We start from the raw sequence: 25,029 nt of genomic DNA on the forward strand, positions 1-25,029 counted from the left end.
GAGAGTTTTTTTCTTGGATAAGGTCCCCGTTTTTCCTTTCATTCCTCAACATGATAGAATGACTATATAGAAACAGAAGCCTTTACAGGAGGTACTTATATGTCCAAAAAATTAGTCCTGATTGACGGTAACAGTATTGCTTACCGTGCATTCTTTGCCCTGCCTTTATTGAATAACGACAAGGGTGTACATACAAATGCAGTGTACGGCTTTACCACCATGCTGCAGAAAATATTAGAAGATGAAAAGCCGTCTCATATCCTGGTGGCCTTTGATGCGGGAAAAACGACTTTCCGTCATAAGACATTCACGGAATACAAAGGCGGCAGGCAGAAGACCCCGCCTGAGTTGTCCGAGCAATTCCCTTATATTCGGGAACTGTTGGATGCTTACGGGATCAAACGGTATGAAAAAGAAAACTATGAAGCGGACGATATTATCGGAACCCTCTCCCTTCAGGCTGAGTCCGACGGGTTCGAAGTGAAAGTGTATTCAGGGGATAAGGATTTAACCCAGTTGAGTTCCAAAGATACCACGGTGTGCATCACGAGAAAAGGAATCACGGATATCGAGGTGTATACACCCCAGCACATTAAAGAAAAATGGGAGATCACCCCTGACCGGATCATTGATATGAAAGGCTTGATGGGGGACAGCTCTGATAATATCCCTGGTGTACCCGGTGTCGGTGAGAAAACGGCGATTAAGCTCTTGAAGGAATTCGATTCCCTTGAAAAACTTCTGGAGTCGATCGACAAAGTGAGCGGTAAGAAACTGAAAGAGAAGCTTGAAGAAAATAAAGATCAGGCGATCATGAGTAAAGAACTGGCAACGATTCTGAGAGAAGCTCCCATCGAAGTCACGGTTGAAGAACTGAATTATGATGGATGGGATGAAGTGAAACTGAAGGAAGTGTATCGGGACCTTGGATTCAACTCCCTTCTTGAGAAAATGGGTGAATCCGTTCAAGAGGAGCCCCAGGAGCTGGACGATATCTCCTATGAAGTGGTGGAAACCATTACAGAAGAGCAGCTTTCAAGTGAGAGCTACCTATACATCGAAATGCTTGAAGAGAATTATCATCTTGGTAAAGTCATCGGCATGAGTCTTCATAATGATAATGGGACGATTTTCTTTACCCTTGAAACGGCATTGAATTCAGAAGCCTTTAAAAAATGGGCAGAAGACGAATCGAAGTCGAAGAACGTCTACAACTCGAAAGAGACCGTCGTTGCCCTGAAACGCCAAGGGATCGACATCAAGGGGATCGAATTTGACCTGCTGCTTGCGTCTTATATCATCAATCCTTCTGAATCGAGTGAAGACTTTGCCTCCATTGCGAAAGGGCATGGTCAGCCATCCATCGAATCGGATGAAGCGGTGTATGGAAAAGGGGCCAAGCAGAAAGTCCCTTCCACGGACGTATTATCCGAGCATCTGGCAAGAAAGGCCTTCATCCTTCAAGACTTGAAGGACACATGCATAAAAGAGCTGGAAGAAAATGATCTCTATGATTTATACATGAATCTGGAATTGCCTCTTGCCCTTATCCTGGCCGAGATGGAATTCACCGGTGTAAAAGTGGATCAGGAACGTTTGATGACCATGAAGGAAGAGCTTGCCCTCCGACTGGAAGAATTGGAAAAGAACATTCATGAACTGGCAGGGGAGAGTTTCAACATCAATTCACCGAAGCAGCTCGGCGTGATCCTTTTTGAAAAACTGGGTCTACCGGTTGTGAAGAAAACGAAGACTGGTTACTCCACTTCTGCTGACGTATTGGAAAAACTGCAGTCCAAGCATGAAATCATTGACCATATCCTTCATTACCGTCAGTTAGGAAAGCTGCAATCCACTTATCTGGAAGGGTTATTGAAGGTCGTTCATAAAGATTCAAGCAAGATCCATACGCGGTTCAACCAGGCCCTTACCCAAACAGGCCGGCTAAGCTCAACGGATCCGAACCTGCAAAACATTCCGATCCGCCTTGAAGAAGGCAGGAAGATCCGTCAGGCGTTCATTCCTTCTGAAAAGGGATGGGTCATGTTCGCAGCCGATTATTCCCAGATCGAACTTCGGGTACTCGCCCATATAGCGGGGGATGAGAAATTGGTGGAAGCCTTCCGTAATGATATGGACATCCATACGAAAACGGCCATGGACGTCTTTGGAGTGGAGAAGGGCGAGGTCACGTCCAATATGAGAAGGCATGCGAAAGCCGTTAACTTCGGGATCGTGTATGGAATCAGTGACTACGGACTGTCACAAAGCCTTGATATAACACGAAAAGAAGCAGGGGAATTCATTAAGAAGTACTTAGAAAGCTTCCCCGGCGTGAAAGAATATATGGATGATATCGTACAGGATGCGAAACAGAAGGGGTATGTGACAACACTAATGAACCGACGCCGTTACCTTCCTGAAATCACAAGCCGTAATTTCAATTTACGGAGCTTTGCAGAACGTACAGCGATGAACACACCGATCCAGGGAAGTGCAGCAGATATCATCAAGAAAGCTATGATCGATATGGCGGCCCGTTTAAAGGAAGAGAAACTTCAAACACGGATGCTCTTACAGGTGCACGATGAATTGATCTTCGAAGCTCCTGAGGATGAAATCGAAACATTGAAGAAAATTGTTCCTGAAGTGATGGAAAACGCAATGGAGCTCGAAGTTCCATTAAAGGTTGATTACTCTTACGGACAAACATGGTATGACGCGAAGTAGTTTTATGAAGAAGGAGGTGGCCTCATGCCAGAGCTGCCTGAAGTAGAAACGGTCAGAAGGACATTGGAGCTTCTTGTATCAGGGAAGAAAATAAAGGATGTCAGTGTGTTTTGGCCAAAAATGATCAAGAATCCACTTGAAACGGATGAATTCATCCATAGCTTGAGAGGTCAGGAAATTCATGAAATGAGAAGAAGAGGGAAGTTCTTGATCTTCTATTGTGATGATGTTGCCCTCGTTTCCCATTTAAGAATGGAAGGGAAGTATAATCTGGCTGAACAGGGGAATCCCATTGAAAAACACACCCATGTTATCTTCCACTTTACGGATGGAACGGAACTCAGATACCGTGATGTCCGGAAGTTTGGAACGATGCATCTGTTTAAGAAGGGGGAAGAACTACTCCACCTTCCCCTCCTTCAGTTGGGGCCGGAGCCGTTTCTATCGGAGTTTACACCAGACTATCTGGCTGAAAAGCTCAGCAGGACGGAGAGAATCGTGAAGGCCACCTTATTGGATCAAACGGTGTTGGTGGGCCTTGGAAATATCTATGTAGATGAAGCTCTATTCCGTGCAGGCATACATCCCGACCGGAAATCAAAGTCCCTGTCACAGGAAGAAATCGAACGGCTCCACAGTGAAATCATCCACACGTTGACAGAAGCGGTGGAAATGGGTGGCAGCACGATCCGGTCTTACGTGAATTCTCAGGGACAGATGGGAATGTTCCAACAGAACCTTTATGTTTACAGCAGGAAAGAAGAGCCGTGCCGGAACTGCGGTACAGCCATCGAGAAGAAAGTAACGGCTGGGCGGGGGACCCATTATTGCCCTCGCTGTCAGCGGTAGAAAGAACGTTTAACATTTGATAAGCCCTTACCATATAGTATTGTAATGATTTTCGGGGGGGCTATTAGATGAGTGAAACAATCTCCTTATTACTGCTGGCGTTCGCTGTAAGTCTCGATAGTTTTAGTACCGGTTTAACTTATGGATTGCGAAAAGTGAAAATCCCTACAAAATCAATCAGCATCATATCGATCTGTTCAGCGAGCTCTTTATTGCTTGCGATGTTACTCGGTCAAACCATCGGGTCCATCATCACCCCGGTCTGGGCAGGAAGAATCGGCGGACTGATCCTTGTCGTGATTGGCGCAGCCGTTCTTTATCAGTTCTTCAGGCCGCAAAAAGAAACGGTACTGTCACATGAAAAAACATTGATCAATTTTGAAATTAAATCCATAGGTTTAGTGATTCAAATATTAAGAAGACCGCTCACGGCGGACTTTGATAAATCGGGCACGATTACCGGAATCGAGGCATTCATGCTTGGAATCGCCTTGTCACTGGATGCCTTTGGTGCCGGAATCGGTGCCGCATTATTACATTTCTCGCCACTACTACTGACCCTGGCGATTTTTATGATGAGCTTTGCGTTCTTATTTTCCGGATTAAAGATGGGGGAATTCTTCTCTCACCTGCGCTGGATTCACCGCGTTTCATTTCTTCCGGGCGTTCTGCTCATCCTGATCGGGATCCTGAGGTTCTAGTGCCCGGCGAGTATTGGAAAGGACACGATCATGGCACGTATTATAGGATTAACAGGTGGAATTGCAAGTGGTAAAAGTACAATCTCAACCATGTTACATGAAAAAGGATATACTATAATCGACGCAGACCTCGCAGCCCGTATGGTGGTCGAGGTGGGGCAGCCTGCATATCTTGCGATAGTCGAAGAATTTGGTGAAGGCATCCTCCACGAAAACGACGCGACCATCAATCGCGAAAAACTCGGTCAAATCATCTTCAACTCTGAAGAGAAAAGGAACGTGCTGAACAGCATCGTGCACCCTGCCGTCAGAAGCATGATGCTCCAGCATAAAGACGAAGCTATCGCATCCGGCAAGAACACCATATTCATGGATATTCCCTTGCTATTCGAAAGCGACCTCACGTGGATGGTAGAACGTACCCTCCTCGTTTACGTAAACGAAAAAACCCAGCTATCACGCTTAATGGAACGCAATCACTTAAAACGTGAAGATGCAGAAGCGAGGATCGCGTCCCAATTCCCACTAAAAGACAAAGTCAACCTCGCCGACGCAGTCATCGACAACAACGGAACCCTGAGTGAAACAAAACAGCAGCTTGAATCCCTATTAACAGAATGGGACCTGCACCCATAACATCACAAATGACCGACAAGAAACCCTTGTCGGTTTTTTAATGTTGTAATATATGTATTAATGAATATTAAATCTTTCTTTCAATGATCCTATACCTAAAAAGAAATTAACTGTTGTTTAATCTTCTTACATGTTGACCTTTGATAGAAATAAAGAGTGGATTGGAGCGGAAGGCACTTCCTCCCCGCGGAAAGGAAGTGCCTGGAGCGAAAAGGAACGGTCGATTATTCACACCCAGTCCCATTTATAATTAACATTCATGACATGAAATGTTAGGGATGGTTACAAATCAAGTATGTTTCCAAACCACAAAAATATACATACAATAAGCCTATTTGTCAGAATAATAAAACATTTAAAATCCGCAAAATACTTATTAACTAATTCTCTAAATATGTTATACTATTTTTAGCAAATAAACATATAAGTATAACATTAATATAGAGGGGAGCCGGATTTATGAAGGCGAAAATTGCAATCAATGGTTTTGGACGTATTGGAAGAATGGTTTTCAGAAAAGCAATATTAGAGGAAAACTTAGAGGTTGTAGCCATTAACGCAAGCTACCCGGCTGAAACATTAGCCCATTTAATAAAGTATGACACAAATCATGGTACATTCCAGGCAGATGTAGTGGTGGAAGATCATGCACTCATCGTCAACGGAAAACGTGTCCTACTATTAAGCAATCGTGATCCTAAAGCGTTACCTTGGAATGAACTGAACATCGATATCGTCATCGAAGCGACGGGGAAATTCAATTCAAAAGATAAAGCGAGCCTTCACTTGGAAGCGGGAGCGAAAAAAGTCATCCTGACGGCCCCTGGTAAAAATGAAGACGTTACCATTGTGATGGGCGTAAATGAAAGCGCATTAAATATAGAAGAACACAGCGTTATCTCGAATGCTTCCTGCACGACGAACTGTCTGGCTCCTGTAGCGAAAGTGCTGGATGAGCAGTTCGGAATTGAAAACGGTCTCATGACGACCGTGCATGCTTACACGAATGATCAGAAAAATATCGACAATCCACATAAAGATCTAAGAAGAGCAAGAGCATGCGGACAATCGATCATCCCGACGACAACGGGTGCTGCGAAAGCATTATCATTAGTACTTCCTCAATTAAACGGGAAGCTTCATGGCATGGCGCTGCGCGTACCGACTCCGAACGTTTCATTAGTGGATCTGGTCGTGGATGTGAAAAGGGACGTAACCGTTGAAGAAATCAACGAAGCATTCGTCACGGCATCCCTTGGTTCCCTGCACGGAGTCCTGGAATATACGACAGAACCACTGGTCTCAATCGATTTTAATACGAACCCTCATTCTGCCATCATCGACGGCTTGTCCACCATGGTCATGGGCAACCGAAAAGTGAAAGTCCTTGCCTGGTACGACAACGAATGGGGCTACTCATGCCGCGTCGTCGACCTGGCAAAATTCGTCGCCAGCAAATTGAACGCCAAACAAGAAGTCAACGTTTGAAAGAACCAACATAAATCATAAAGCAAAACCTTAGAACGTACCTTTTTCAGGTGCGTTCTTTTCTTTTTATAAATGGACAGAGTAAGTTTTCTTAAAAATGAAGGAATCTAGAGGCTATCGTGTAATGTCTGTTTGTAAGTTTTAAAAAGAGTTGATTTCCACTATCTGTAAAAATGTAAAGCTAGTGTAGTACCACAGAGTGGAATGAAGCGGAAGGCACACGACTCCTGCGGGAATAGCGGGACAGTTCGAAATGCGGAGGCGGCTCGCTCAGCCCCGACAAGCATAAGATGAATGGACTAAGAAGGCGTTCTTTTGCCTTCTTGGGCCATTTAGCTTATGACCTCGAGGGGCTCACCGCCAGCCCCGCGGAAAGCAAGTGCCTGCAGCGGAAAGGAACGGTCATGGTTTTTACACCATAGCCAAATCAGATAACCTACCCATATAAAAAACTTTATAAAAATTTATTGCAAAAGAGTTTTAAACAAAGTATACTATTTTTCGTGAACTTCTTATTAGCAAATGAATACTGATTTAACTACTTAAAGGGTTAGGACCTCTTCGGACTAACTTTCCCCCGTGGTAGTTAAGATTTTGCCAAAGGATACGTTCATTTTGACGAAAAAAATTATGTCAAAGGGGGAAATACGAAAATGGAAACAATGGGTCGTCATGTAATCTCAGAATTATGGGGTTGCGATTTTGAAAAATTAAACGATGTAGTAGGAATTGAGAAAACATTCGTAGATGCTGCGCTTAAGTCAGGTGCAGAAGTGCGTGAGGTAGCTTTTCATAAGTTTGCGCCTCAAGGTGTTAGTGGAGTAGTGATTATCTCAGAATCACACTTAACGATCCACAGTTTTCCTGAACATGGTTATGCCAGTATTGATGTATATACTTGCGGTGATTTAGATCCTAATATCGCAGCTGAATATATTGCAGATGCTCTTGGTGCTGACACACGCGAAACAATTGAATTGCCGCGTGGAATGGGTCCTGTACAAGTGAAGAAGTCCCAGGCTCAAGCCCTTTAATCGATAATAACTCAGAAGAGATGCGTGATTCATGCATCTCTTCTTTTTTTTCGCGCGTTCCGACGTGCACTTATGGGTTTTTCAATCGTGCCTTTTCGTGTAAAATAAGGGTAACTAAAGGGAGGAACTTGATATGAGTGGAATACGTACCCTGTTAAAGCGATTTCAATCGGAGTGTGAAACGTCCGATCAGCATGAAGATAAGGAACTGCAATCACGCTATTATAAATCCATGCATCAAGGTGCATTTAATGCAGTACTGGGGTTATTCTCATCGTCAGAATATGACGTGATCTCCCAGTCCAAGGACAGAGGGGAAATTACGGTCCGGAAAAACGGCACGCCTCAATTATTTATCGTTGCCACGGTCATTACCGTGCGGCCGCTTGAAACGGCAGTCGATTTCAAGGTCAGTGCGGATAAAGGGAAGATCTTTGGTACATATACCGTTTTAAAAGCGCAAATCAACCATTATTATCACCAGCTTGATAGCGAATTAAAAAAGGTGAAATAACGCTAAATCCTATAGAAGCTTGTGTAAGTGACAGCTTTTTTATATGATGAAGGTAATAGTATGTAATTACGGAGCTGATATTATGAAATGCCCGTCTTGCCAGCATAATGGTACACGAGTGGTGGACTCACGACCTGCTGATGAAGGACGTTCCATCAGGAGAAGAAGAGAATGTGAAGAATGTACGTTTCGCTTCACGACCTTTGAGAAGGTTGAAGAGCTTCCTTTAATTGTGGTGAAAAAAGAAGGGGTAAGAGAAGAGTTTAGTCGAGAAAAGATTTTGAGGGGACTGATCAAGGCTTGTGAGAAGCGGCCGGTACCTCTTGAGAGATTAGAAAAGATCTCAACAGATATTGAAAAAGACCTGCGGAATCAAGGGGCTTCTGAAGTAGAATCTGTGAAGATCGGTGAGATGGTCATGGATCACCTTGCGAAAGTTGATGAAGTGGCATATGTCCGTTTTGCATCCGTATATCGACAATTTAAGGATATTAATGTATTTATAGACGAATTAAAAGAATTAATAAAAAAAGAGTAGAAGAATGAGCTGAAGATGGAATTCTTTGGCTCTTTTCTCTTTATTTATTGAAAGGTAGAATCCAACTATGATGAAGAAGCATTGGAATGAAATACAGCCGATCGATCACTACACGGTAGGGACACATGGAATGCTTCAGGAATATGACCGGAAAATCATTACGTTTCTATACCAGCCTTTAATCGGTTCCATTTGCTACAGCCTCTATATGAGTTTATGGGGGGAAGTGGAGGAAAATCGGCTCTGGTCGACGGATTCGACCCATTATCACTTGATGAACGTCCTGTCCGTCAATCTTCAGGACGTCTACGAAGCAAGGATGAAGCTTGAAGGGATCGGATTGTTGAAGGTTTATGAAAAAAGGGATGATGAAGACCGCCGTTTTCTTTATGAACTGCAGCCCCCCCTCTCCCCTCAGGAATTCTTTCATGATGGTATGCTGAATGTGTATTTGTACCGTAAGATCGGCCGGACCCATTATTTGCGTTTGAAGAAATTTTTTACGGATGTGTCAGCTGATAAAAGTCAGTACACAGCCATTACCCGATCATTCCAAGATGTTTTCACGTCTGAACCGATTAATTTTCTCCACCATGATGCGAATGTGGATTCGGAAACCGGGTCAGGTGAACAATATATGAAATACGGTAAGAATGATGGACTTGCACTGGACGAAATCGATTTTGATTTTTCGCTGCTGCTAGCCGGGTTATCGGAATCCATGGTCCCGCGCAAAGCCTTTACGCCGAAAGTGAAGGAAACGGTATTGAAGCTGAGCTATCTGTACGGGATCGATCCTCTTCAAATGAAGAATATCGTCTTAAGCTCATTGGATGCGGATGATACGATCGATATCGAATTGCTGCGTAAAACGGCCCGTGACTGGTATGGTATGCAAACAGGTGATCAACTGCCTGATTTGACGACCAGAGTGGAAACGAAGAAGCCTGTAGAACGGGATAAACCACTTTCCCAGGAGGAAGAGCTCATCGACTACCTGGAAACGACCTCACCAAAGGACGTATTATCGGATATATCCAATGGCGGATCCCCCTCAAAAGCTGATCTGCAAGCTGTAGAGGAAGTCCTCATGTCGCAGAAGCTGCCGATTGGCGTCATGAATGTACTGATCCAATATGTGTTGTTAAAAACAGACATGAAGCTCACGAAGGGTTATATGGAGAAAATTGCATCACACTGGTCCAGGAAAAAAGTGACGTCGGCAAGTGAAGCGATAGATCTCGCGAAAAAGGAACACAAGCAGTATCTTGAGTGGGCTGAAGGCAAGAAGGATACCAAAACGAACAGGCGGAGAAAACCGATCCGTACCGAGAAGCTTCCGGAATGGTTCAAGGAAGACGAATCATCGGAAGAATCCGAAACCACTGTGGAAGGATACGACTTCGAAGCAGAAAAGAAAAAACTCGAAGAAGAGCTTAAAAATTTTCGGAAGTAGGTGAACAAAACGATGGAGAGAATCAATAATACCTTAAAGAGGCTTGCGACTTCCGGGTCGTTTCAACAGCGATATGAACAAATGAAAAAAGAGATTTTAGAAAATAATGATGTAAAAGATTTTATCCGCAGGAATGAAGGACGGGTAACTGGTGAAATGGTCAATGAAAGCCTGATGAAGCTGTATGAGTACATCTCTCAAAGCAAGGAATGCCGTTACTGCCCTTCTTTGCAGGAATGCAAGAATATGATGGAAGGGTATGATCCTCATTTGGTAATCAGGGGGAATACGATCGACATCGATTATCATCGCTGCCCACGGAAGGTCATCCATGATGAAAGAACGAGTGCCCAGCGTCTGATCAAAAGTCTTTACGTACCAAAGGATATTTTACAGGCCTCCTTCCAGACCCTCGATCTTGATTCGAAGAGCCGTCTGGAAGCAGTGCGCCTTGCGAAGAATTTCGTGGAGACGTATACAGAAGGGAGCAAAATGAAAGGTCTTTATTTTTACGGGAAGTTCGGAGTGGGCAAGTCCTATCTGTTAGGTGCCATGGCCAATGAACTCGCTGAGAAAAGAATCGGATCCCTTATCGTATACGTTCCCGAGTTTTTCAGGGAGATCAAACAATCACTCGGTGATAATACGGTGAATGAAAAGCTTGAGATGGTCAAGTCAGCGCCGATCCTCATGCTTGATGACATCGGAGCGGAAACCATGTCGAGCTGGGGAAGGGATGAAATTCTTGGCACCATCCTCCAGTACCGGATGCTTGAAAACTTGCCGACATTCTTCACCTCCAACTTCAACTTCAATGAACTGACCCACCATTTAACGTACAGTCAGCGCGGGGAAGAAGAAAAACTGAAGGCTGCGAGGATCATGGAGCGGATTAAATATTTATCTAAGCCTGTGTTGATTGACGGGAAAAATAGAAGAGAATAGTTTGATGGAGAGGGAATCGCGTGCGGTTCCCTTTCTTTTTTTGATCACCCAAAAGAATTTCCCTCATCAACTTCTAATTTATACATGCCTCCCATATATATAAATCAGGGAATTGGGTTTAAGGAGGCGAGAAAGTTTGATTGAATTTATTTTCAAGCAAAAAAATGATGCGGTTAAGCTTCAAGAATACCTTAATAAAGAGTTCATCCAATCATGGTTTCATGAAACGCTCTTTCAACATACAACTCACTATAATCTGACGATAGAGGTTTCCCCCTTCTTCAAGGAGCGGGAAAAGCTTTTCAACGGGGTTTCCAAATTCGTCATGAATGATAAATGCATGGACTGGTCCGAATCAGCCCTGAGAGAAAATTACCTGTATGAAGATAGTGATGAGATCAATCAAATATTAGAAATCGTATCAGAGATGAGGATGGGGGAGCGGCCTGAGCTGATGGAGCTGGTGGGTGAATGGGACGAGGCTGCATATGTACATGCGGGCCTTGAGCTGCTGATGGAAGGGAAGGCCCCCATATCATTCGACTCCTTCAGCAAGTTCAGACTGAAGAAGCTTCAGGAGAGACTCTTGCTGATGCTGGATCTGGCCATAGACGAATATAAGATGGAGCAGGAATATCAGATGTTCGTGCATATGCTGAGGGAATATCTCTCATCAAGGGAACAGAAAATGCGCACGGTCCATCTTTATTCGACGGGCTATGGCTTTCGTTTCTTTGATGAAGACATGAAAGAAGTGACCCGGCAGGAGCTGACGAAAGCAATCGATAAACGGCTGCTCACCAATCACCCTTTGTACGTTGATTCATTCACGATTGCCCCGTTATTGTCCCTTGCCCCTGAGAAGATACTTGTCTATGGAAATAGTGATCATCAATTGATCAGGACACTTCAGAATATTTTTGAAGAACGGATCGATCTCCTGCCGCTGAGTTATTTCCCCGATACACTTCTTTATCCTTCGTGGGATATAGCGAATGAATAGACTTGCTTTTCAAAACATAACCGATTATAATACCTACATAATAAGTCAATAAATAAAGGTTATGATGAGGACAACAATATTTCTATTCATTCACAGAGAGGGAAGTCACAGGGCTGCAAGCTTCCTAATTCGGTAGTGATATTTACCACCTCGGAACTTCAATCATGAACGGGACCTTATTCGGTTCATAATAATGATTGACGGCTAAATGTCGTTATTCGTTTTCAATGAAGTCATTGTCTTTAAACTAAGACAATGAGAAGTTGGGTGGAACCACGAGTTTACTTATTAACCTCGTCCCTTCAAACGTGAAGGGGCGGGGTTTTTTTATGTTTCATAAAGATATTTTAAGGAGTGAAATCACATGTCACAAGTAGTGAAAATGCAGTTCCCGGATGGAAATGTCAAGGAGTTTCCTAAAGGAACGACGACAGAAGAGATTGCTGCGTCCATCAGTCCGGGACTGAAGAAGAAGGCGCTCGCTGGAAAAATAAATGGTGGAATGATTGACCTTCGTACAGGGATTCAGGAAGATGGGGCGATTGAAATTGTGACGGCTCCTTCAGCAGATGCCCTTGAAGTCCTTCGTCACAGTACGGCCCATTTAATGGCACAGGCCATCAAACGTTTATACCCTGAAACGAAGCTTGGGATCGGTCCGGTCATTGAAGGCGGATTCTATTACGATATCGATTCAGAGCATACCTTCACTCCGGAAGATCTTCCTGAGATCGAGAAGGAAATGAAGAAGATCACAGGTGAAAATCTTGAAGTGGTCCGTAAAGAAGTAAGCCGCGATGAAGCGCAGAAAATGTATGAGGAAATCGGGGATGAGTACAAGCTTGAACTGCTTGAAGCCATTCCTGAAGGGGAACAGGTTTCCATTTACGAGCAAGGTGAATTCTTCGACCTTTGCCGTGGGGTCCACATCCCGTCAACAAATAAAATCAAGGAATTCAAGCTGTTAAGCATTGCCGGCGCATACTGGCGTGGAAACAGTGATAATAAAATGCTACAACGGATTTACGGTACGGCTTTCTTCAAGAAGGAAGACCTTGCAGAGCACCTTCGTCTTTTAGAAGAAGCGAAAGAGCGTGATCACCGTAAAATCGGTAAAGAATTGAATTTATTCATGAACTCACAAAAAGTGGGACAAGGCTTGCCGATGTGGCTGCCTAAAGGTGCGACGATCCGCCGCATCATCGAGCGTTATATCGTCGATAAAGAAGAGCGTCTCGGTTACGACCACGTCTATACACCTATCATGGGGAGCGTGGAATTGTACAAAACAAGCGGTCACTGGGATCACTATCAGGAAAACATGTTCCCGGTCATGGAAATGGATAATGAAGATCTTGTTCTCCGCCCGATGAACTGTCCTCATCATATGATGATTTACAAAAACGGTATCCACAGCTACCGTGAGCTTCCGATTCGTATCGCCGAGCTTGGTACGATGCACCGTTATGAATTATCAGGTGCCCTGTCAGGACTTCAGCGTGTACGCGGGATGACTCTGAATGATGCCCATATCTTCGTGCGCCCGGATCAAATCAAGGAAGAATTCAAGCGCGTCGTACGCCTTGTTCAGGAAGTGTACAAAGACTTTGATCTGAATGATTATTCTTTCCGTCTTTCTTATCGTGATCCTGAAGATACGGAGAAGTACTTTGATGATGATGAGATGTGGAACCGTGCTCAAGGCATGATCAAGGAAGCGATGGACGAACTGGATGTCGAGTACTTCGAAGCAGAAGGGGAAGCGGCATTCTACGGCCCTAAACTGGATGTTCAAGTGAAAACGGCCCTTGGTAAGGAAGAAACGTTATCCACTGTTCAATTGGACTTCTTACTTCCAGAGCGTTTTGACTTAACATACGTAGGGGAAGACGGGAAGCAGCACCGTCCTGTCGTTATCCACCGCGGAGTCGTATCCACTATGGAACGCTTTGTGGCCTTCCTGATCGAGGAATATAAAGGAGCTTTCCCGACATGGCTTGCTCCAACGCAGGTTCAAGTGATCCCGGTTTCTCCGGATGTCCACTTCGACTACGCGAAAGAAGTGAAAGAAAAGCTTCAGGCTGAAGGGCTTCGTGTCGATATTGATGACCGTAATGAAAAAATCGGCTATAAGATCCGTGAAGCACAAATGAGCAAAGTCCCTTACATGCTTGTAGTGGGAGACAATGAAATCAAGGAAACGGCCGTCAACGTCCGTAAATACGGAGAGCAGAAATCCGAAACCATTTCCCTTGACGAATTCATCGCCCACATCACAAAAGAAGCGAATCGCTAATAGGGGAAGAGGGACGGACCTCCAAATGGTCATTACGGTTTACAATAATGTTTCCGTTGGAGGTCCGTCCCTCCCGCTTTAATTTCAAAAAAACTGTTGCACTCTCCTTAGATGTCTGATATTATGAAATACGTTGTGATATTAAATGATTATTTGACAGCGGTATTGTCATGTGATATATTATCTAAGGTGAATTGAATACAGTTTGGTACAAGTAGGAGCTACCCGCTTCTCACCTGAATAACGCGTTAAAGCTGTTACCAGGTATGTGATTGACTATTAAAGCCGTTTATATATGCTTAATGATCAGGTGCGGGTGTTTCGACACTCGCATCTTTTTTTGTGTCCTGGACATGGAAAAGGGAAGCGGGTGCGTCGGCCAAAGCCGTGTATTCTTTTAATAAACCTTGGAGGTGGCTAATTATTAGCAAAGACATGATTTTAAACGAAACGATTCGTGCCCGTGAAGTACGTCTTATCGATCAAAACGGTGAGCAACTTGGGATTAAAACCAAGAATGAAGCTCTTGAAATCGCTGAACGTGTAAATCTTGATCTTGTTCTGGTTGCTCCAAATGCAAAACCACCCGTTGCTCGTATCATGGACTACGGTAAGTTTAAGTTTGAACAACAGAAGAAAGACAAAGAAGCACGTAAGAATCAGAAGATCATCAATCTTAAAGAGGTGCGTTTAAGCCCGACGATTGATGAGCATGATTTCAACACCAAGCTTCGTAACGCTCGTAAGTTCCTTGAAAAAGGAGACAAAGTAAAAGCGTCAATCCGATTTAAAGGTCGTGCGATTACGCACAAAGAAATTGGTCAACGCGTTCTGGATCGCTTCAGTGATGAGTGTAAAGATGTAGCAACCGTTGAATCAAAACCGAAAATGGATGGTCGCAGTATGTTCTTGGTGCTTGCACCAGTTAACGAAAAATAAGAGGACCCGAGGAGGAAAAGCATCATGCCAAAAATGAAAACTCACCGCGGCTCAGCTAAGCGTTTCAAGAAAACAGGTTCTGGTAAACTTAAACGTTCACACGCTTACACAAGCCACTTATTCGCAAACAAATCTACTAAAGCAAAGCGTAAGCTACGTAAAGCGGCTGTTGTCTCTAAAGGAGATTTCAAACGCATTCGTCATATGCTTGACAACCTAAAATAAGAAGTAATAGAAACAGGAGGGAATTATTATGCCACGCGTAAAAGGCGGAACAGTAACACGCAGACGTCGTAAAAAAGTTCTTAAATTAGCCAAAGGTTATTTCGGTTCAAAACATACTTTATATAAAGTAGCCAATCAACAAGTCATGAAATCATACATGTATGCTTATCGTGACCGTCGCCAAAAGAAACGTGATTTCCGTAAACTATGGATCACACGTATCAATGCGGCTGCACGTATGAACGGTCTTTCTTACAGCCGTTTAATGCACGGATTAAAGCTTGCTGGTATCGAAGTAAACCGCAAAATGCTTGCTGAGCTTGCGATTTCTGACGAAAAAGCATTCAACCAATTAGCTGACGCTGCTAAAGCTCAACTAAACAAATAAGTTACTACTGACTCAGTCAGTAGATAAAAAAGGACTGGCCCCTGGCCGGTCCTTTCTTCTATCATTCACATTAGAAAGCAGGTAGAAATCATGGATGCATTAACAGGGATCTTATATCTATATGTCGTCATCATCAATATCATCGGCTTTACGGTCATGGGGAGAGATAAACGGAAGGCTGAGCGGCATGAATACCGTATCAGCGAGCGGGTGCTGTGGCAGGTGGCCATTGTGGGAGGCAGTGTCGGGGCGTATATGGGTATGAAGGTGTTCAGGCATAAAACGAAGCACAAAGCGTTTGCCATCGGCTTCCCATTGCTTGTCATTATACATTGTGTGTTGTTCATCTGGCTGAATGCGAATCTGTGACCTCAAGTTTTCATTCTTTAACCCGTCTCTATCACATACTATATAAAGAGGGTTTGTAGAAACAGCTTAGAATAGCAGAAGGAGGTCGCATAAGCCATGGACGAACGGTTGGTTGCTGCATTCGCCCTGATGGAAGCAAGTGGATATATGGCTCCTGTTCTGTTTATCTTATTTCACATCCTGAGGCAGTTTCTGTTCATTCCCGTCGCCCTTGTCTGTATGGCGGGAGGGGTTCTGTTCGGGAGTCTCTTCGGCACTCTGTATTCGTTGATCGGATTAACGCTCTTATCTGTCACTTTTTATTTTGTCATTAAAAGTTTCAAATCGTTTTATGAAAAGCTCCTGAGGCTGAAAGAAAAGTGGTTCGGCCGGAATGCCACCCTCACCACGGGTCAGATTGCGGTGCTCAGGCTGATTCCCTTTGTCCATTACCAGCTCTTGAATCTTTGCCTGCTCGAGCGGAAGAAGGAGCTCAAGCCCTTCATACGTGCATCCGTCCTTTCCAACATTCCCCTTGCGTTTTTCTACACGGTATTCGGCCAATATATCAAACAATTTTCCCCGCCCATTCTCGTCATGATCTTCATCGCGCTCATCGTCCTATTTTACCTCCTGAGGGAAAAAGTCAGAGTCATTCAATGGAGAGAATTTTTTCCAGGTAAATAAAAATAAAAAACGACCAGCTCTGCTAGTCGTTTTTTTGTTGGGATTTTTGAAGGAATTCGTGAATCGGACTTTTCCAGTCGAGTTTGGCATTCGGGTATCTTTCTTTGATTTCGTTCTGGAGGTATTCAAAATCCTCCCGGGTAAGCCCTTTTAATGAGGAAACATGTTTGGTCCATACGAATATGGAAACCACGTCGAATGACTTCTCAGTTGCACCAAGATATTTTTCCCCTTCAAATCGTACACCCTTGTACGTTATGTGAAAATTCTTCCGGACATTTTCCTGATCATCGAGAAAATAGAAACGTTTCTGCTCCTGGGCAAGCTCCAGTTTTCGCTTTGGGTTGATAATGTATTTCACGCTGCTGTATAAAAGATAAAGAATAAGGATGAAAAGCACTAACCGAATTAGCCAAAGCATAACCATTACCTCCATAGGCATATTTCTTCCACTACTATTTACGGTCAAAACAGAAAAAGGTTTCATATTATTATAAATTTGTTTAAAAATTTGTCATACTAAGAGGGTGTGCAAGAAGAAATAAAGGCATCAAAGGAGAGATATCACATGAATATTGAAAAATTAATGGACATGCAGAAGAAACTTGATCAGCATATCGAAGAGGAACACGGTCTGGAACAAGAAGATCTGATCGACAAAAAAATCCTTGCCCTCCTGGTTGAGGTAGGAGAACTGGCCAATGAAACGAGAAGCTTTAAGTTCTGGAGTACGAAACCTTCTTCATCAAAGGAAGTGATCCTTGAAGAGTTTGTGGATGGGGTCCATTTCATCTTGTCACTGGGAATCGAAATCGGCATTCAACAATTCGATATAGGGGAGACGAATTATACGAATGAAGATGTGACAAAGCAATTCATGGAAGTATTCAAATATGCCAACCACTTTGCGGTAGAGCGTTCAGTTGAACATTTCCAGGAATTATTCAGGCACTACGTGTACCTTGGCGAACTGCTCGGATTCACTCATGAAGAAGTGTTCGATGCATATGTGAAGAAAAATGAAGTGAATTATGATCGTCAAAAGGAAGGATATTAATCCAAGAATCTTCATTACGATAATAAAGAAGATTCAGGAAATTTTGATGAATCACACAGGTTTTAGTATAATGAAAAGGTAAAACAATATTTAGGGGGTCGAAACAATGGCGAAATTAGATGAAACATTGACAATGCTCAAAGACTTAACCGATGCCAAAGGTGTACCGGGTAATGAGAGAGAAGTACGTGAAGTCATGAAAAAATACATAGAGCCATTTGCAGACGAAGTGACGACAGATAATCTGGGGAGTCTGATCGCGAAAAAGGTGGGCGATGAAAACGGTCCTAAGATCATGGTGGCGGGACATCTTGATGAAGTTGGATTCATGATCACCCAGATCGACAGCAAAGGATTCCTTCGCTTTCAAACTGTAGGAGGCTGGTGGTCTCAAGTTATGCTCGCACAGCGGGTGACGATCGTGACGAGCCAAGGGGAAGTGACAGGTGTGATCGGTTCCAAGCCGCCGCATATTCTGCCTCCGGAATCACGTAAAAAACCGGTCGATATTAAAGATATGTTCATTGATATCGGTGCATCAAGCCGTGAAGAAGTACAGGAATGGGGTGTGAAACCGGGAGATATGGTGGTCCCTCATTTCGAATTCACGGTGATGAACAACGAGAAGATGCTCCTTGCGAAAGCATGGGATAACCGCATCGGCTGTGCGATTGCCATCGATGTACTAAGAAACCTGAAGGACGAAAGTCATCCGAACATTGTATATGGAGTCGGTACCGTACAGGAAGAGGTTGGTCTCCGTGGAGCGAGAACGGCTGCTGCCAAGATTCAGCCTGATATCGGCTTTGGTGTGGATGTTGGAATCGCCGGGGACACACCTGGTATTTCTGATAAGGAAGCTTCAAGTAAGATGGGTGAAGGTCCACAGATCATTTTATATGATGCGTCAATGGTTTCTCACAAGGGACTTCGCGATTTTGTGACGGATACAGCGGATGAGCATAACATTCCGTATCAATTCGATGCCATCGCAGGAGGTGGGACGGATTCAGGTGCGATCCATTTGACAGCCAATGGAGTTCCGGCCTTATCCATCACCATTGCCACACGCTATATCCACTCACATGCAGCGATGTTGCATCGTGATGATTACGAAAACGCCGTTAAATTGATTACAGAAGTGATCAAGAAGCTCGATAAAGATATGGTTGCGAAGATTACGTTTGATTGATTGGAGTGAAAGAGACCCTTCTGAATGAGGGTCTCTTTATATGTCTTTATTTGAATGTCATTTCTTTGGCAGAGGTCATATCGGCGTCAATCGTCTTTTTGATGATACGAATCGCGCTTTCATTATCCTCATCGGTTTCTGATGCCATGCAGTCCTGTGGTATCGATATATCATATTCCCTCATATAGGCATCATTGGCGGTGTAAAGCACGCAAATGTCACCTGCGATCCCTGTTAAGATCAGATGCTTCACATCAAGCTGATGAAGCAGGATATCAAGCTGTGTCCCGAAAAAACAGGAGTGCTTCGGCTTGATGATGAAATAATCGTCTGTATCGGGGTGGAGTTCTTCGATCACGTCTTTTCCTTTCCCTTTTTTGCACTCCTTTATGATGTCATTCATATTGTCCTGCCAAAGACCGTAGTTGTCATTCACATAAATGACCGGCATCCCGGCTTCCTTCGCTTTCTTCTTCAAATCCCGAATGTTTCCGACGATGTTCATGGTGTTTTCGTATAATTCCTCTCCACCTTGGAAATCAAACGTATTAATCATATCGATGATCAATAATGCACTTTTCTCTTGACTCATACATTCGTCTCCCCTTTCGTTTCCTTATGTAGGTTTTAATACCACTGATAGGATTAGACTAAAACCACTCAGGTGAATATTAGTTCGGATTTTCCAATAAACAAGGGCAACCCCTATTCAGGATTGCCCATGCCTTTACTGTTGCATCTGTTGCTGCTGCAATGATTCCTCTAATGTTTCAAGGACCATTTTCTGTTCCTGTGGATCTGCGTTTTGCCAGAAGACTTCAAGGAGTACACCGAGACCTGGAAGGGTTTTTTCTTCCCCTCCCTGGATGGCATCGACAATGGTGTCTCTCAATTCGTCCTGGTTGTTTCCAGATACGTTGTGTATGACCGCTTTTCGTAAGTTGAGATTCATCAAGCATTTCTCCTTTTTGCTAGGATGAGGAATTCATTGTTATCTTGTCTCAAATTGAATTTATTATGTATGAAAGTTAAGGTATAATGAGACCTTGAATAGTAATCAAAAGGAGCGGATACGATTGAAGTATATTCAATCCTCGAAAAATCCTGTTGTGAAACAGTGGAAGAAATTATTGACGAAAAAAGAACGGGATCTCACCCTTACATATATTATTGAAGGATTCCACCTTGTGGAAGAAGCATTGAAGCAGGAGGATACGGTCCTTGAGCTGATCCTGGTGGAAGGAATCGATATCCCCCAGAAATGGACGGTTGACTCGGTTCCCATCACCATGGTATCGGAAGAAGTAGGGAAAACCCTCGCTGATACCGAGACTTCTCAAGGGATTTTTGCGATTTGCAGGCAAAAGGAAGATGAGTATGACCCCGATAAGGCAGCCACATTCATGTTGCTAGACGGTCTTCAGGACCCGGGCAATATCGGCACGATCATCCGCACAGCCGATGCAGCCGGAATCGACATGGTCGTGTTAGGTAAAGGGACGGTTGACCCTTATAATCCGAAAGTATTACGCTCGGCACAGGGAAGTCATTTTCATATTCCAATCGTCAGAAAAGAACTGCCTGAAACCATTTCAGCCCTGAAAGAGCGCAGCATCCCCGTTTACGGGACGGCGCTTGAAAATGGAGTGGAGTACACATCAATCAACCCGCAATCTTCTTATGCCTTAATCGTAGGGAATGAGGGGAAAGGCATGTCGAAAGACCTTTTAAAGGAAACCGACCAGAACCTCTACATCCCCATCTACGGTAAGAGTGAATCATTGAATGTGGCCATTGCGGCAGGCATTTTATTGTACTATTTTAAAAATGGGCAGTGAATTTCGTGAAAAGGTTTGAATTATGCCGTGAAATTCACTATAATAATGCACATATAACTTAAAAAACGTTGAAAGAGGAAAGTAACACATGACCTTCTTCAAGGGAGAGAATGCCCTGGACTGTAAGCATTCTTAAGAAAACATAGTGTGAACATTTCACCTCTCGAGTTGGCATCGGGACCATTCCACATGTGAATGTAAAGATGCTCCGGCATAAGCCGTTATCCGAATGAAGTGAGTATATCCACCTGTGGATATGCTTATAAGGGTGGTACCGCGATATAAACCTCGTCCCTTTTTGGGAAGGGGTTTTTTTATTTGTCTTTAGGTTTTTTTGTAGAGCTTCCTATAAGGTGTTATACCACATAAACTCTACGTTGATTGAAGCGGAAGGCACTCGACTCCTGCGGGAAATGTGGGACAGGTGAGACCCCACAGGCGCTTTTCGCCGAGGAGGCTCACCGCCCACCCCGCGGAAAGCGAGTGCCTGGAGCGGAAATCAGCTACACCTGAACCCATCTACACGACTATTCGGACGATATACATTAAAGGAGGAAGAAAAATGGAGGACAAATTACGATCCCTTCAACAAGAAGCCATCGAAAAAGTGAACGTAGCACAAGATTTGAAAGAACTGAACAACATCCGCGTTGCTTATTTAGGCAAAAAAGGACCTGTCACCGAAGCCTTAAAAGGAATGGGGAAACTTTCAGCAGAAGAGCGTCCTAAAATGGGGGCACTTGCCAATGAAGTACGTGGAGCGATCACAGAAACAATTGAAGCAAAGCAGGCTGTTCTTGAAAAAGAAGCGGTCGAAAAGAAACTTCAATCTGAAACGATCGACGTGACGTTACCCGGCCGTCCTGTAAAAAAAGGAAATCACCACCCCCTGACGATGATCGTGGAAGAAATCGAAGACCTCTTCATCGGTATGGGCTACACGGTTGCTGAAGGACCGGAAGTGGAGAAGGACTATTATAACTTCGAAGCCCTGAATCTCCCTAAAGGACACCCGGCACGTGATATGCAGGATTCTTTCTATATTACGGAAGAAACCCTTCTGCGTACCCACACATCACCGGTTCAGGCAAGAACGATGGAACTGGCCAAAGGAAAGGGACCCATCAAGATCATCTGTCCCGGGAAAGTGTACCGACGTGATACGGATGACGCGACACATTCACATCAATTCACCCAGATCGAGGGTCTTGTCATCGACGAAAACATCCGGATGAGTGATTTGAAAGGGACGCTGAATGTGTTTGCCAAGAAAATGTTCGGTGAAGACCGTGAAATCCGCTTGCGCCCGAGCTTCTTCCCATTCACAGAGCCATCTGTCGAGATGGATATTTCATGTAAGATCTGTGGAGGGAAAGGATGTCGTGTATGTAAAGGGACGGGCTGGATCGAAATCCTTGGAGCAGGGATGGTTCATCCGAATGTCCTTGAAATGGCTGGATTCGATTCGAAGAAATATACAGGTTTCGCCTTCGGTATGGGACCAGAGCGTATCGCCATGCTGAAATACGGCATCGATGATATCCGTCATTTCTACACAAACGATACTCGCTTTGTGACACAGTTCGGAACGCAAGAGTAAAGAAAAACGATAGGGAGGTACTAACACATGTTTGTTTCATATAAATGGTTAGAAAATTATGTAGACTTGTCAGGTGTCACACCTGAAGAGTTGGCAGAGAAGATTACAAGAAGCGGGATTGAAGTCGAAGGTGTCGAACGGATCGGCGAAGAAATCAAAAATGTAGTCGTCGGGCATGTCCTGCAATGTGAACCGCATCCCGATGCAGATAAATTAAATAAATGCCTTGTGGACATAGGGGAAGAAGAGCCTGTCCAGATCATTTGCGGGGCACCGAACGTGGCAAAAGGCCAGAAAGTGGCTGTCGCGAAAGTAGGGGCGGTCCTTCCTGGTAACTTCAAAATCAAAAAAGCCAAACTTCGCGGCGAAGCCTCCCACGGGATGATCTGCTCCCTGCAAGAGCTTGGAGTCGAAGGAAAGCTCGTACCGAAAGAGCATGCAGAAGGAATCTATGTATTCTCTGATGATGCCGAGGTAGGCAGAAATGCTGTTGAATTATTAAATCTGGATGATGCGATCCTCGAACTAGGATTGACACCCAATCGTTCGGATTGCTTAAGTATGCTGGGAGTGGCGTATGAAGTGGCAGCCATCCTGGACCGTGACGTAAAGCTCCCGACAACCGAGGTTTCAGAAGGCAACGGTAAAGCATCGGATTATGTATCGGTAAAAGTGGAAGCGAAAGAAGATAACCCTCTTTACGGTGCTAAAATCATCAAAAATGTCAAAATCGGACCATCTCCACTTTGGATGCAGAATGCACTGATTTCAGCCGGGATCCGTCCACATAATAACGTAGTCGACATTACAAACTACGTGCTATTGGAATACGGTCAGCCTCTTCACGCTTTCGACTACGACCGCGTCGGTTCAAAGGAAATCCTTGTGCGCCGGGCAAACGACGGCGAAACATTCGTGACCCTAGATGATGCGGAGAGAACGTTGTCAAAGAGTCAGCTTGTGATTACGAACGGGACTGAACCCGTTGCCCTTGCCGGAGTGATGGGGGGAGCGAATTCAGAAGTCCAGAACGATACGACCACTGTCCTTCTTGAAGCAGCTTACTTCACCGGTGCCATTGTCAGAGGTGCATCGAAAGACCACGGACTCAGAAGCGAAGCGAGCACCCGTTATGAAAAAGGCGTGGATCCGAATCGTGTCCTGAAAGCAGGAGAAAGAGCGGCTGGTCTGATGGCTGAATATGCAGGTGGAGAAGTTCTCGAAGGCACTGTTTTATTTAATGAATTGGATGTTGAACCGGTCAAGGTTGAAATCTCCCTTGAAAAAATCAATTCTTCACTTGGAACAGCCATTTCCGTTGAAACAGTGGAAGATATCTTCCGCCGACTTCAATTTGATGCAGAAGTAAATGGCGAAACGTTTGTCGTAACAGCTCCGACAAGAAGAGGGGATATCACCATCCCTGAAGATTTACTGGAAGAAGTGGCCCGCCTCTATGGGTATGACAATCTTCCAATGACACTTCCAGAAGGAGAGGCAACACCTGGTGGCCTTTCGAATCATCAGCTGAAGCGCCGTACGGTCCGCCGTTATCTGGAAGGAGCGGGACTTCTGCAGGCGATCACGTATTCATTGACAAACGACAAGAAAGCAAGCCTTTATGCACTGGACGCAAGGGAGCCTGTCCGCTTATTGATGCCGATGAGTGAAGAACGCAGCAACCTTCGTTTAAGCATCATTCCACAGATTCTTGAAGTGGTTTCATATAACAAAGCCCGTCAAAATGATTCGCTTGCCTTTTATGAAGTAGGATCCGTATTCCTAACGGAAACAGGCGAAGAACTTCCCCGGGAAGAAGAGCATATTGCAGGAGCGCTTACTGGCCTGTGGCACCAGCACCCTTGGCAAGGCGAGAAAAAGCCTGTCGACTTCTATGTAGCCAAAGGGATCCTAGAGGGCATGTTCGAAGAAATCGGCGTATCAGAAGCCGTCTCATTCCGTCAGGCAACCGTAGATGGCATGCACCCAGGACGTACGGCCGAGATCCTGCTGGACAACGAAGTGATCGGTTTCGTCGGTGCGATCCATCCGGAAGCGGAAAAAGAATTGGATCTTAACGAAACGTATGTATTCGAACTGAAGGCATCACCTGTCTTCCATTATGAAAAGCCGGCATTGAGCTACACGCCGATCCCTCGCCATCCATCGATCACACGGGATATCGCCCTTGTAGTGAACAAGGATGTGAAAGCCGGGGACCTTGCATCCATCATCAAAGAAGCAGGAGGAAAACTTCTGAAAGAAGTGTCCGTCTTCGATCTGTATGAAGGCGAGCATATGGAAGCAGGCAAGAAATCACTTGCATTCTCCTTGAAATACTTCGATCCGGCGAAAACATTGACCGATGAAGAAGTTGTGAAAGTGCATGATGGAGTACTTGCAGCCGTAAAAGAAAAAGCAGGAGCCGAATTGAGAGGATAATTCGACTTGTGAAGAGAGGTGTCAGACATTGGTCTGGCATCTTTTTTTGTGGTGGGAGAGGGTGTGTTTGCTCGTTTGCCTGTTAAAATAACCCCAACATTCAACAGGTAAAATAACGGCAAA

The 25,029-nt window shown here is 44.4% G+C and carries 25 protein-coding genes and 3 other annotated features; of the genes, 22 read left to right on the plus strand and 3 right to left on the minus strand.

Annotated elements, in window-relative coordinates; genetic code table 11:
* Positions 1-99 precede the first annotated feature (99 nt).
* The 17 genes from polA (at position 100) to ACSQ2E_RS07205 (ending at position 16,777) form a co-directional block, all read left to right on the plus strand.
* Positions 100-2,730 carry a DNA polymerase I gene (gene polA / locus ACSQ2E_RS07125; protein ID WP_435989915.1) on the plus strand — a complete coding sequence of 877 codons (2,631 nt, stop codon included), beginning with the start codon at positions 100-102 and terminating at the stop codon, positions 2,728-2,730.
* A gap of 24 nt (positions 2,731-2,754) precedes the next feature.
* Complete coding sequence (gene mutM / locus ACSQ2E_RS07130; RefSeq protein ID WP_435989916.1) at positions 2,755-3,579, plus strand: DNA-formamidopyrimidine glycosylase; 825 nt, start codon at positions 2,755-2,757, stop codon at positions 3,577-3,579.
* 68 nt (positions 3,580-3,647) lie between these two features.
* Positions 3,648-4,280, plus strand: coding sequence for a sporulation membrane protein YtaF (ytaF, locus tag ACSQ2E_RS07135; RefSeq protein WP_435989917.1), 633 nt, complete (start codon positions 3,648-3,650; stop codon positions 4,278-4,280).
* Positions 4,281-4,310: 30 nt separating this feature from the next.
* Entirely contained in the window at positions 4,311-4,916 is a 606-nt protein-coding gene (coaE, locus tag ACSQ2E_RS07140) for a dephospho-CoA kinase (protein WP_435989918.1), read from the plus strand.
* 459 nt (positions 4,917-5,375) lie between these two features.
* Positions 5,376-6,404, plus strand: coding sequence for a glyceraldehyde-3-phosphate dehydrogenase (locus tag ACSQ2E_RS07145; RefSeq protein WP_435989919.1), 1,029 nt, complete (start codon positions 5,376-5,378; stop codon positions 6,402-6,404).
* A gap of 653 nt (positions 6,405-7,057) precedes the next feature.
* Positions 7,058-7,438 (plus strand): adenosylmethionine decarboxylase, encoded by a 381-nt coding sequence (speD, locus tag ACSQ2E_RS07150; protein ID WP_034756998.1) that lies wholly within the window; start codon positions 7,058-7,060, stop codon positions 7,436-7,438.
* Between the two features lie 133 nt (positions 7,439-7,571).
* A complete protein-coding gene (locus tag ACSQ2E_RS07155; RefSeq protein ID WP_435989920.1) occupies positions 7,572-7,952 on the plus strand; it encodes a cytosolic protein in 381 nt (126 codons plus the stop codon).
* Positions 7,953-8,034: 82 nt separating this feature from the next.
* The gene (nrdR, locus tag ACSQ2E_RS07160) at positions 8,035-8,490 is read left to right on the plus strand and encodes a transcriptional regulator NrdR (RefSeq protein ID WP_034757001.1); all 456 of its coding nucleotides are present in this window, start codon (positions 8,035-8,037) and stop codon (positions 8,488-8,490) included.
* Between the two features lie 67 nt (positions 8,491-8,557).
* Positions 8,558-9,946, plus strand: a complete 1,389-nt coding sequence (locus ACSQ2E_RS07165; RefSeq protein WP_435989921.1) for a replication initiation and membrane attachment family protein — start codon at positions 8,558-8,560, stop codon at positions 9,944-9,946.
* Between the two features lie 12 nt (positions 9,947-9,958).
* Positions 9,959-10,891: a primosomal protein DnaI gene (gene dnaI, locus ACSQ2E_RS07170; RefSeq protein WP_435989922.1), complete on the plus strand. Its 933-nt coding sequence runs from the start codon at positions 9,959-9,961 to the stop codon at positions 10,889-10,891.
* A gap of 136 nt (positions 10,892-11,027) precedes the next feature.
* On the plus strand, positions 11,028-11,894 hold the full coding sequence (locus ACSQ2E_RS07175) for a putative sporulation protein YtxC (RefSeq protein ID WP_435989923.1): 867 nt from the start codon (positions 11,028-11,030) through the stop codon (positions 11,892-11,894).
* Between the two features lie 52 nt (positions 11,895-11,946).
* Positions 11,947-12,199: a binding site (T-box leader), on the plus strand.
* A gap of 59 nt (positions 12,200-12,258) precedes the next feature.
* Positions 12,259-14,190 carry a threonine--tRNA ligase gene (gene thrS / locus ACSQ2E_RS07180; protein WP_435989924.1) on the plus strand — a complete coding sequence of 644 codons (1,932 nt, stop codon included), beginning with the start codon at positions 12,259-12,261 and terminating at the stop codon, positions 14,188-14,190.
* 206 nt (positions 14,191-14,396) lie between these two features.
* Positions 14,397-14,536: a sequence feature (ribosomal protein L20 leader region), on the plus strand.
* An 89-nt stretch (positions 14,537-14,625) separates the two neighbouring features.
* On the plus strand, positions 14,626-15,129 hold the full coding sequence (infC, locus tag ACSQ2E_RS07185; RefSeq protein ID WP_060671022.1) for a translation initiation factor IF-3: 504 nt from the start codon (positions 14,626-14,628) through the stop codon (positions 15,127-15,129).
* Between the two features lie 24 nt (positions 15,130-15,153).
* Complete coding sequence (gene rpmI, locus ACSQ2E_RS07190; protein WP_032087387.1) at positions 15,154-15,354, plus strand: 50S ribosomal protein L35; 201 nt, start codon at positions 15,154-15,156, stop codon at positions 15,352-15,354.
* Positions 15,355-15,382: 28 nt separating this feature from the next.
* Positions 15,383-15,742 (plus strand): 50S ribosomal protein L20, encoded by a 360-nt coding sequence (gene rplT / locus ACSQ2E_RS07195; protein ID WP_034757014.1) that lies wholly within the window; start codon positions 15,383-15,385, stop codon positions 15,740-15,742.
* A gap of 90 nt (positions 15,743-15,832) precedes the next feature.
* Positions 15,833-16,111: a DUF1294 domain-containing protein gene (locus ACSQ2E_RS07200; protein ID WP_435989925.1), complete on the plus strand. Its 279-nt coding sequence runs from the start codon at positions 15,833-15,835 to the stop codon at positions 16,109-16,111.
* Between the two features lie 96 nt (positions 16,112-16,207).
* The gene (locus ACSQ2E_RS07205) at positions 16,208-16,777 is read left to right on the plus strand and encodes a TVP38/TMEM64 family protein (RefSeq protein WP_435989926.1); all 570 of its coding nucleotides are present in this window, start codon (positions 16,208-16,210) and stop codon (positions 16,775-16,777) included.
* A gap of 22 nt (positions 16,778-16,799) precedes the next feature.
* Here ACSQ2E_RS07205 and ACSQ2E_RS07210 read toward each other — a convergent pair whose 3' ends face one another.
* On the minus strand, positions 16,800-17,198 hold the full coding sequence (locus ACSQ2E_RS07210) for a sigma-w pathway protein ysdB (RefSeq protein ID WP_430340398.1): 399 nt from the start codon (positions 17,196-17,198) through the stop codon (positions 16,800-16,802).
* 147 nt (positions 17,199-17,345) lie between these two features.
* On the opposite strand from ACSQ2E_RS07210, the gene ACSQ2E_RS07215 reads away from it, so the two are divergent.
* Both ACSQ2E_RS07215 and ACSQ2E_RS07220 read left to right on the plus strand, forming a co-directional pair.
* Complete coding sequence (locus ACSQ2E_RS07215) at positions 17,346-17,834, plus strand: dUTP diphosphatase (RefSeq protein ID WP_435989927.1); 489 nt, start codon at positions 17,346-17,348, stop codon at positions 17,832-17,834.
* Between the two features lie 106 nt (positions 17,835-17,940).
* A complete protein-coding gene (locus ACSQ2E_RS07220; protein ID WP_435989928.1) occupies positions 17,941-19,026 on the plus strand; it encodes a M42 family metallopeptidase in 1,086 nt (361 codons plus the stop codon).
* A 46-nt stretch (positions 19,027-19,072) separates the two neighbouring features.
* Here ACSQ2E_RS07220 and ACSQ2E_RS07225 read toward each other — a convergent pair whose 3' ends face one another.
* Both ACSQ2E_RS07225 and sspI read right to left on the minus strand, forming a co-directional pair.
* Complete coding sequence (locus tag ACSQ2E_RS07225) at positions 19,073-19,618, minus strand: cysteine hydrolase family protein (protein WP_435989929.1); 546 nt, start codon at positions 19,616-19,618, stop codon at positions 19,073-19,075.
* 135 nt (positions 19,619-19,753) lie between these two features.
* A complete protein-coding gene (gene sspI / locus ACSQ2E_RS07230; protein ID WP_435989930.1) occupies positions 19,754-19,978 on the minus strand; it encodes a small acid-soluble spore protein SspI in 225 nt (74 codons plus the stop codon).
* A 124-nt stretch (positions 19,979-20,102) separates the two neighbouring features.
* On the opposite strand from sspI, the gene ACSQ2E_RS07235 reads away from it, so the two are divergent.
* The 3 genes from ACSQ2E_RS07235 (at position 20,103) to pheT (ending at position 24,906) form a co-directional block, all read left to right on the plus strand.
* Positions 20,103-20,864, plus strand: coding sequence for a TrmH family RNA methyltransferase (locus tag ACSQ2E_RS07235; protein WP_435989931.1), 762 nt, complete (start codon positions 20,103-20,105; stop codon positions 20,862-20,864).
* Positions 20,865-20,923: 59 nt separating this feature from the next.
* Positions 20,924-21,163: a binding site (T-box leader), on the plus strand.
* Between the two features lie 263 nt (positions 21,164-21,426).
* A complete protein-coding gene (pheS, locus tag ACSQ2E_RS07240; RefSeq protein WP_435989932.1) occupies positions 21,427-22,464 on the plus strand; it encodes a phenylalanine--tRNA ligase subunit alpha in 1,038 nt (345 codons plus the stop codon).
* Positions 22,465-22,491: 27 nt separating this feature from the next.
* The gene (gene pheT, locus ACSQ2E_RS07245) at positions 22,492-24,906 is read left to right on the plus strand and encodes a phenylalanine--tRNA ligase subunit beta (protein ID WP_435989933.1); all 2,415 of its coding nucleotides are present in this window, start codon (positions 22,492-22,494) and stop codon (positions 24,904-24,906) included.
* The last annotated feature ends 123 nt before the right edge of the window (positions 24,907-25,029 follow it).

The organism is Rossellomorea sp. LjRoot5 (genome assembly GCF_964253455.1).
Lineage (GTDB): Bacteria > Bacillota > Bacilli > Bacillales > Bacillaceae_B > Rossellomorea.

What these genes read in the sequence shown, in the direction of transcription:
- infC (WP_060671022.1), top strand. Translation starts at nt 14,626, where the DNA reads ATGATTTTAAACGAAACGATTCGTGCCCGTGAAGTACGTCTTATCGAT.
- ACSQ2E_RS07215 (WP_435989927.1), top strand. Translation starts at nt 17,346, where the DNA reads ATGAATATTGAAAAATTAATGGACATGCAGAAGAAACTTGATCAGCAT.
- rplT (WP_034757014.1), top strand. Translation starts at nt 15,383, where the DNA reads ATGCCACGCGTAAAAGGCGGAACAGTAACACGCAGACGTCGTAAAAAA.
- dnaI (WP_435989922.1), top strand. Translation starts at nt 9,959, where the DNA reads ATGGAGAGAATCAATAATACCTTAAAGAGGCTTGCGACTTCCGGGTCG.
- speD (WP_034756998.1), top strand. Translation starts at nt 7,058, where the DNA reads ATGGAAACAATGGGTCGTCATGTAATCTCAGAATTATGGGGTTGCGAT.
- pheS (WP_435989932.1), top strand. Translation starts at nt 21,427, where the DNA reads ATGGAGGACAAATTACGATCCCTTCAACAAGAAGCCATCGAAAAAGTG.
- nrdR (WP_034757001.1), top strand. Translation starts at nt 8,035, where the DNA reads ATGAAATGCCCGTCTTGCCAGCATAATGGTACACGAGTGGTGGACTCA.
- ACSQ2E_RS07145 (WP_435989919.1), top strand. Translation starts at nt 5,376, where the DNA reads ATGAAGGCGAAAATTGCAATCAATGGTTTTGGACGTATTGGAAGAATG.
- ACSQ2E_RS07155 (WP_435989920.1), top strand. Translation starts at nt 7,572, where the DNA reads ATGAGTGGAATACGTACCCTGTTAAAGCGATTTCAATCGGAGTGTGAA.
- ACSQ2E_RS07210 (WP_430340398.1), bottom strand. Translation starts at nt 17,198, where the DNA reads ATGCTTTGGCTAATTCGGTTAGTGCTTTTCATCCTTATTCTTTATCTT.
- pheT (WP_435989933.1), top strand. Translation starts at nt 22,492, where the DNA reads ATGTTTGTTTCATATAAATGGTTAGAAAATTATGTAGACTTGTCAGGT.
- mutM (WP_435989916.1), top strand. Translation starts at nt 2,755, where the DNA reads ATGCCAGAGCTGCCTGAAGTAGAAACGGTCAGAAGGACATTGGAGCTT.
- ACSQ2E_RS07205 (WP_435989926.1), top strand. Translation starts at nt 16,208, where the DNA reads ATGGACGAACGGTTGGTTGCTGCATTCGCCCTGATGGAAGCAAGTGGA.
- ACSQ2E_RS07200 (WP_435989925.1), top strand. Translation starts at nt 15,833, where the DNA reads ATGGATGCATTAACAGGGATCTTATATCTATATGTCGTCATCATCAAT.
- ACSQ2E_RS07165 (WP_435989921.1), top strand. Translation starts at nt 8,558, where the DNA reads ATGATGAAGAAGCATTGGAATGAAATACAGCCGATCGATCACTACACG.
- polA (WP_435989915.1), top strand. Translation starts at nt 100, where the DNA reads ATGTCCAAAAAATTAGTCCTGATTGACGGTAACAGTATTGCTTACCGT.
- sspI (WP_435989930.1), bottom strand. Translation starts at nt 19,978, where the DNA reads ATGAATCTCAACTTACGAAAAGCGGTCATACACAACGTATCTGGAAAC.
- coaE (WP_435989918.1), top strand. Translation starts at nt 4,311, where the DNA reads ATGGCACGTATTATAGGATTAACAGGTGGAATTGCAAGTGGTAAAAGT.
- ACSQ2E_RS07220 (WP_435989928.1), top strand. Translation starts at nt 17,941, where the DNA reads ATGGCGAAATTAGATGAAACATTGACAATGCTCAAAGACTTAACCGAT.
- ytaF (WP_435989917.1), top strand. Translation starts at nt 3,648, where the DNA reads ATGAGTGAAACAATCTCCTTATTACTGCTGGCGTTCGCTGTAAGTCTC.
- ACSQ2E_RS07225 (WP_435989929.1), bottom strand. Translation starts at nt 19,618, where the DNA reads ATGAGTCAAGAGAAAAGTGCATTATTGATCATCGATATGATTAATACG.
- thrS (WP_435989924.1), top strand. Translation starts at nt 12,259, where the DNA reads ATGTCACAAGTAGTGAAAATGCAGTTCCCGGATGGAAATGTCAAGGAG.
- rpmI (WP_032087387.1), top strand. Translation starts at nt 15,154, where the DNA reads ATGCCAAAAATGAAAACTCACCGCGGCTCAGCTAAGCGTTTCAAGAAA.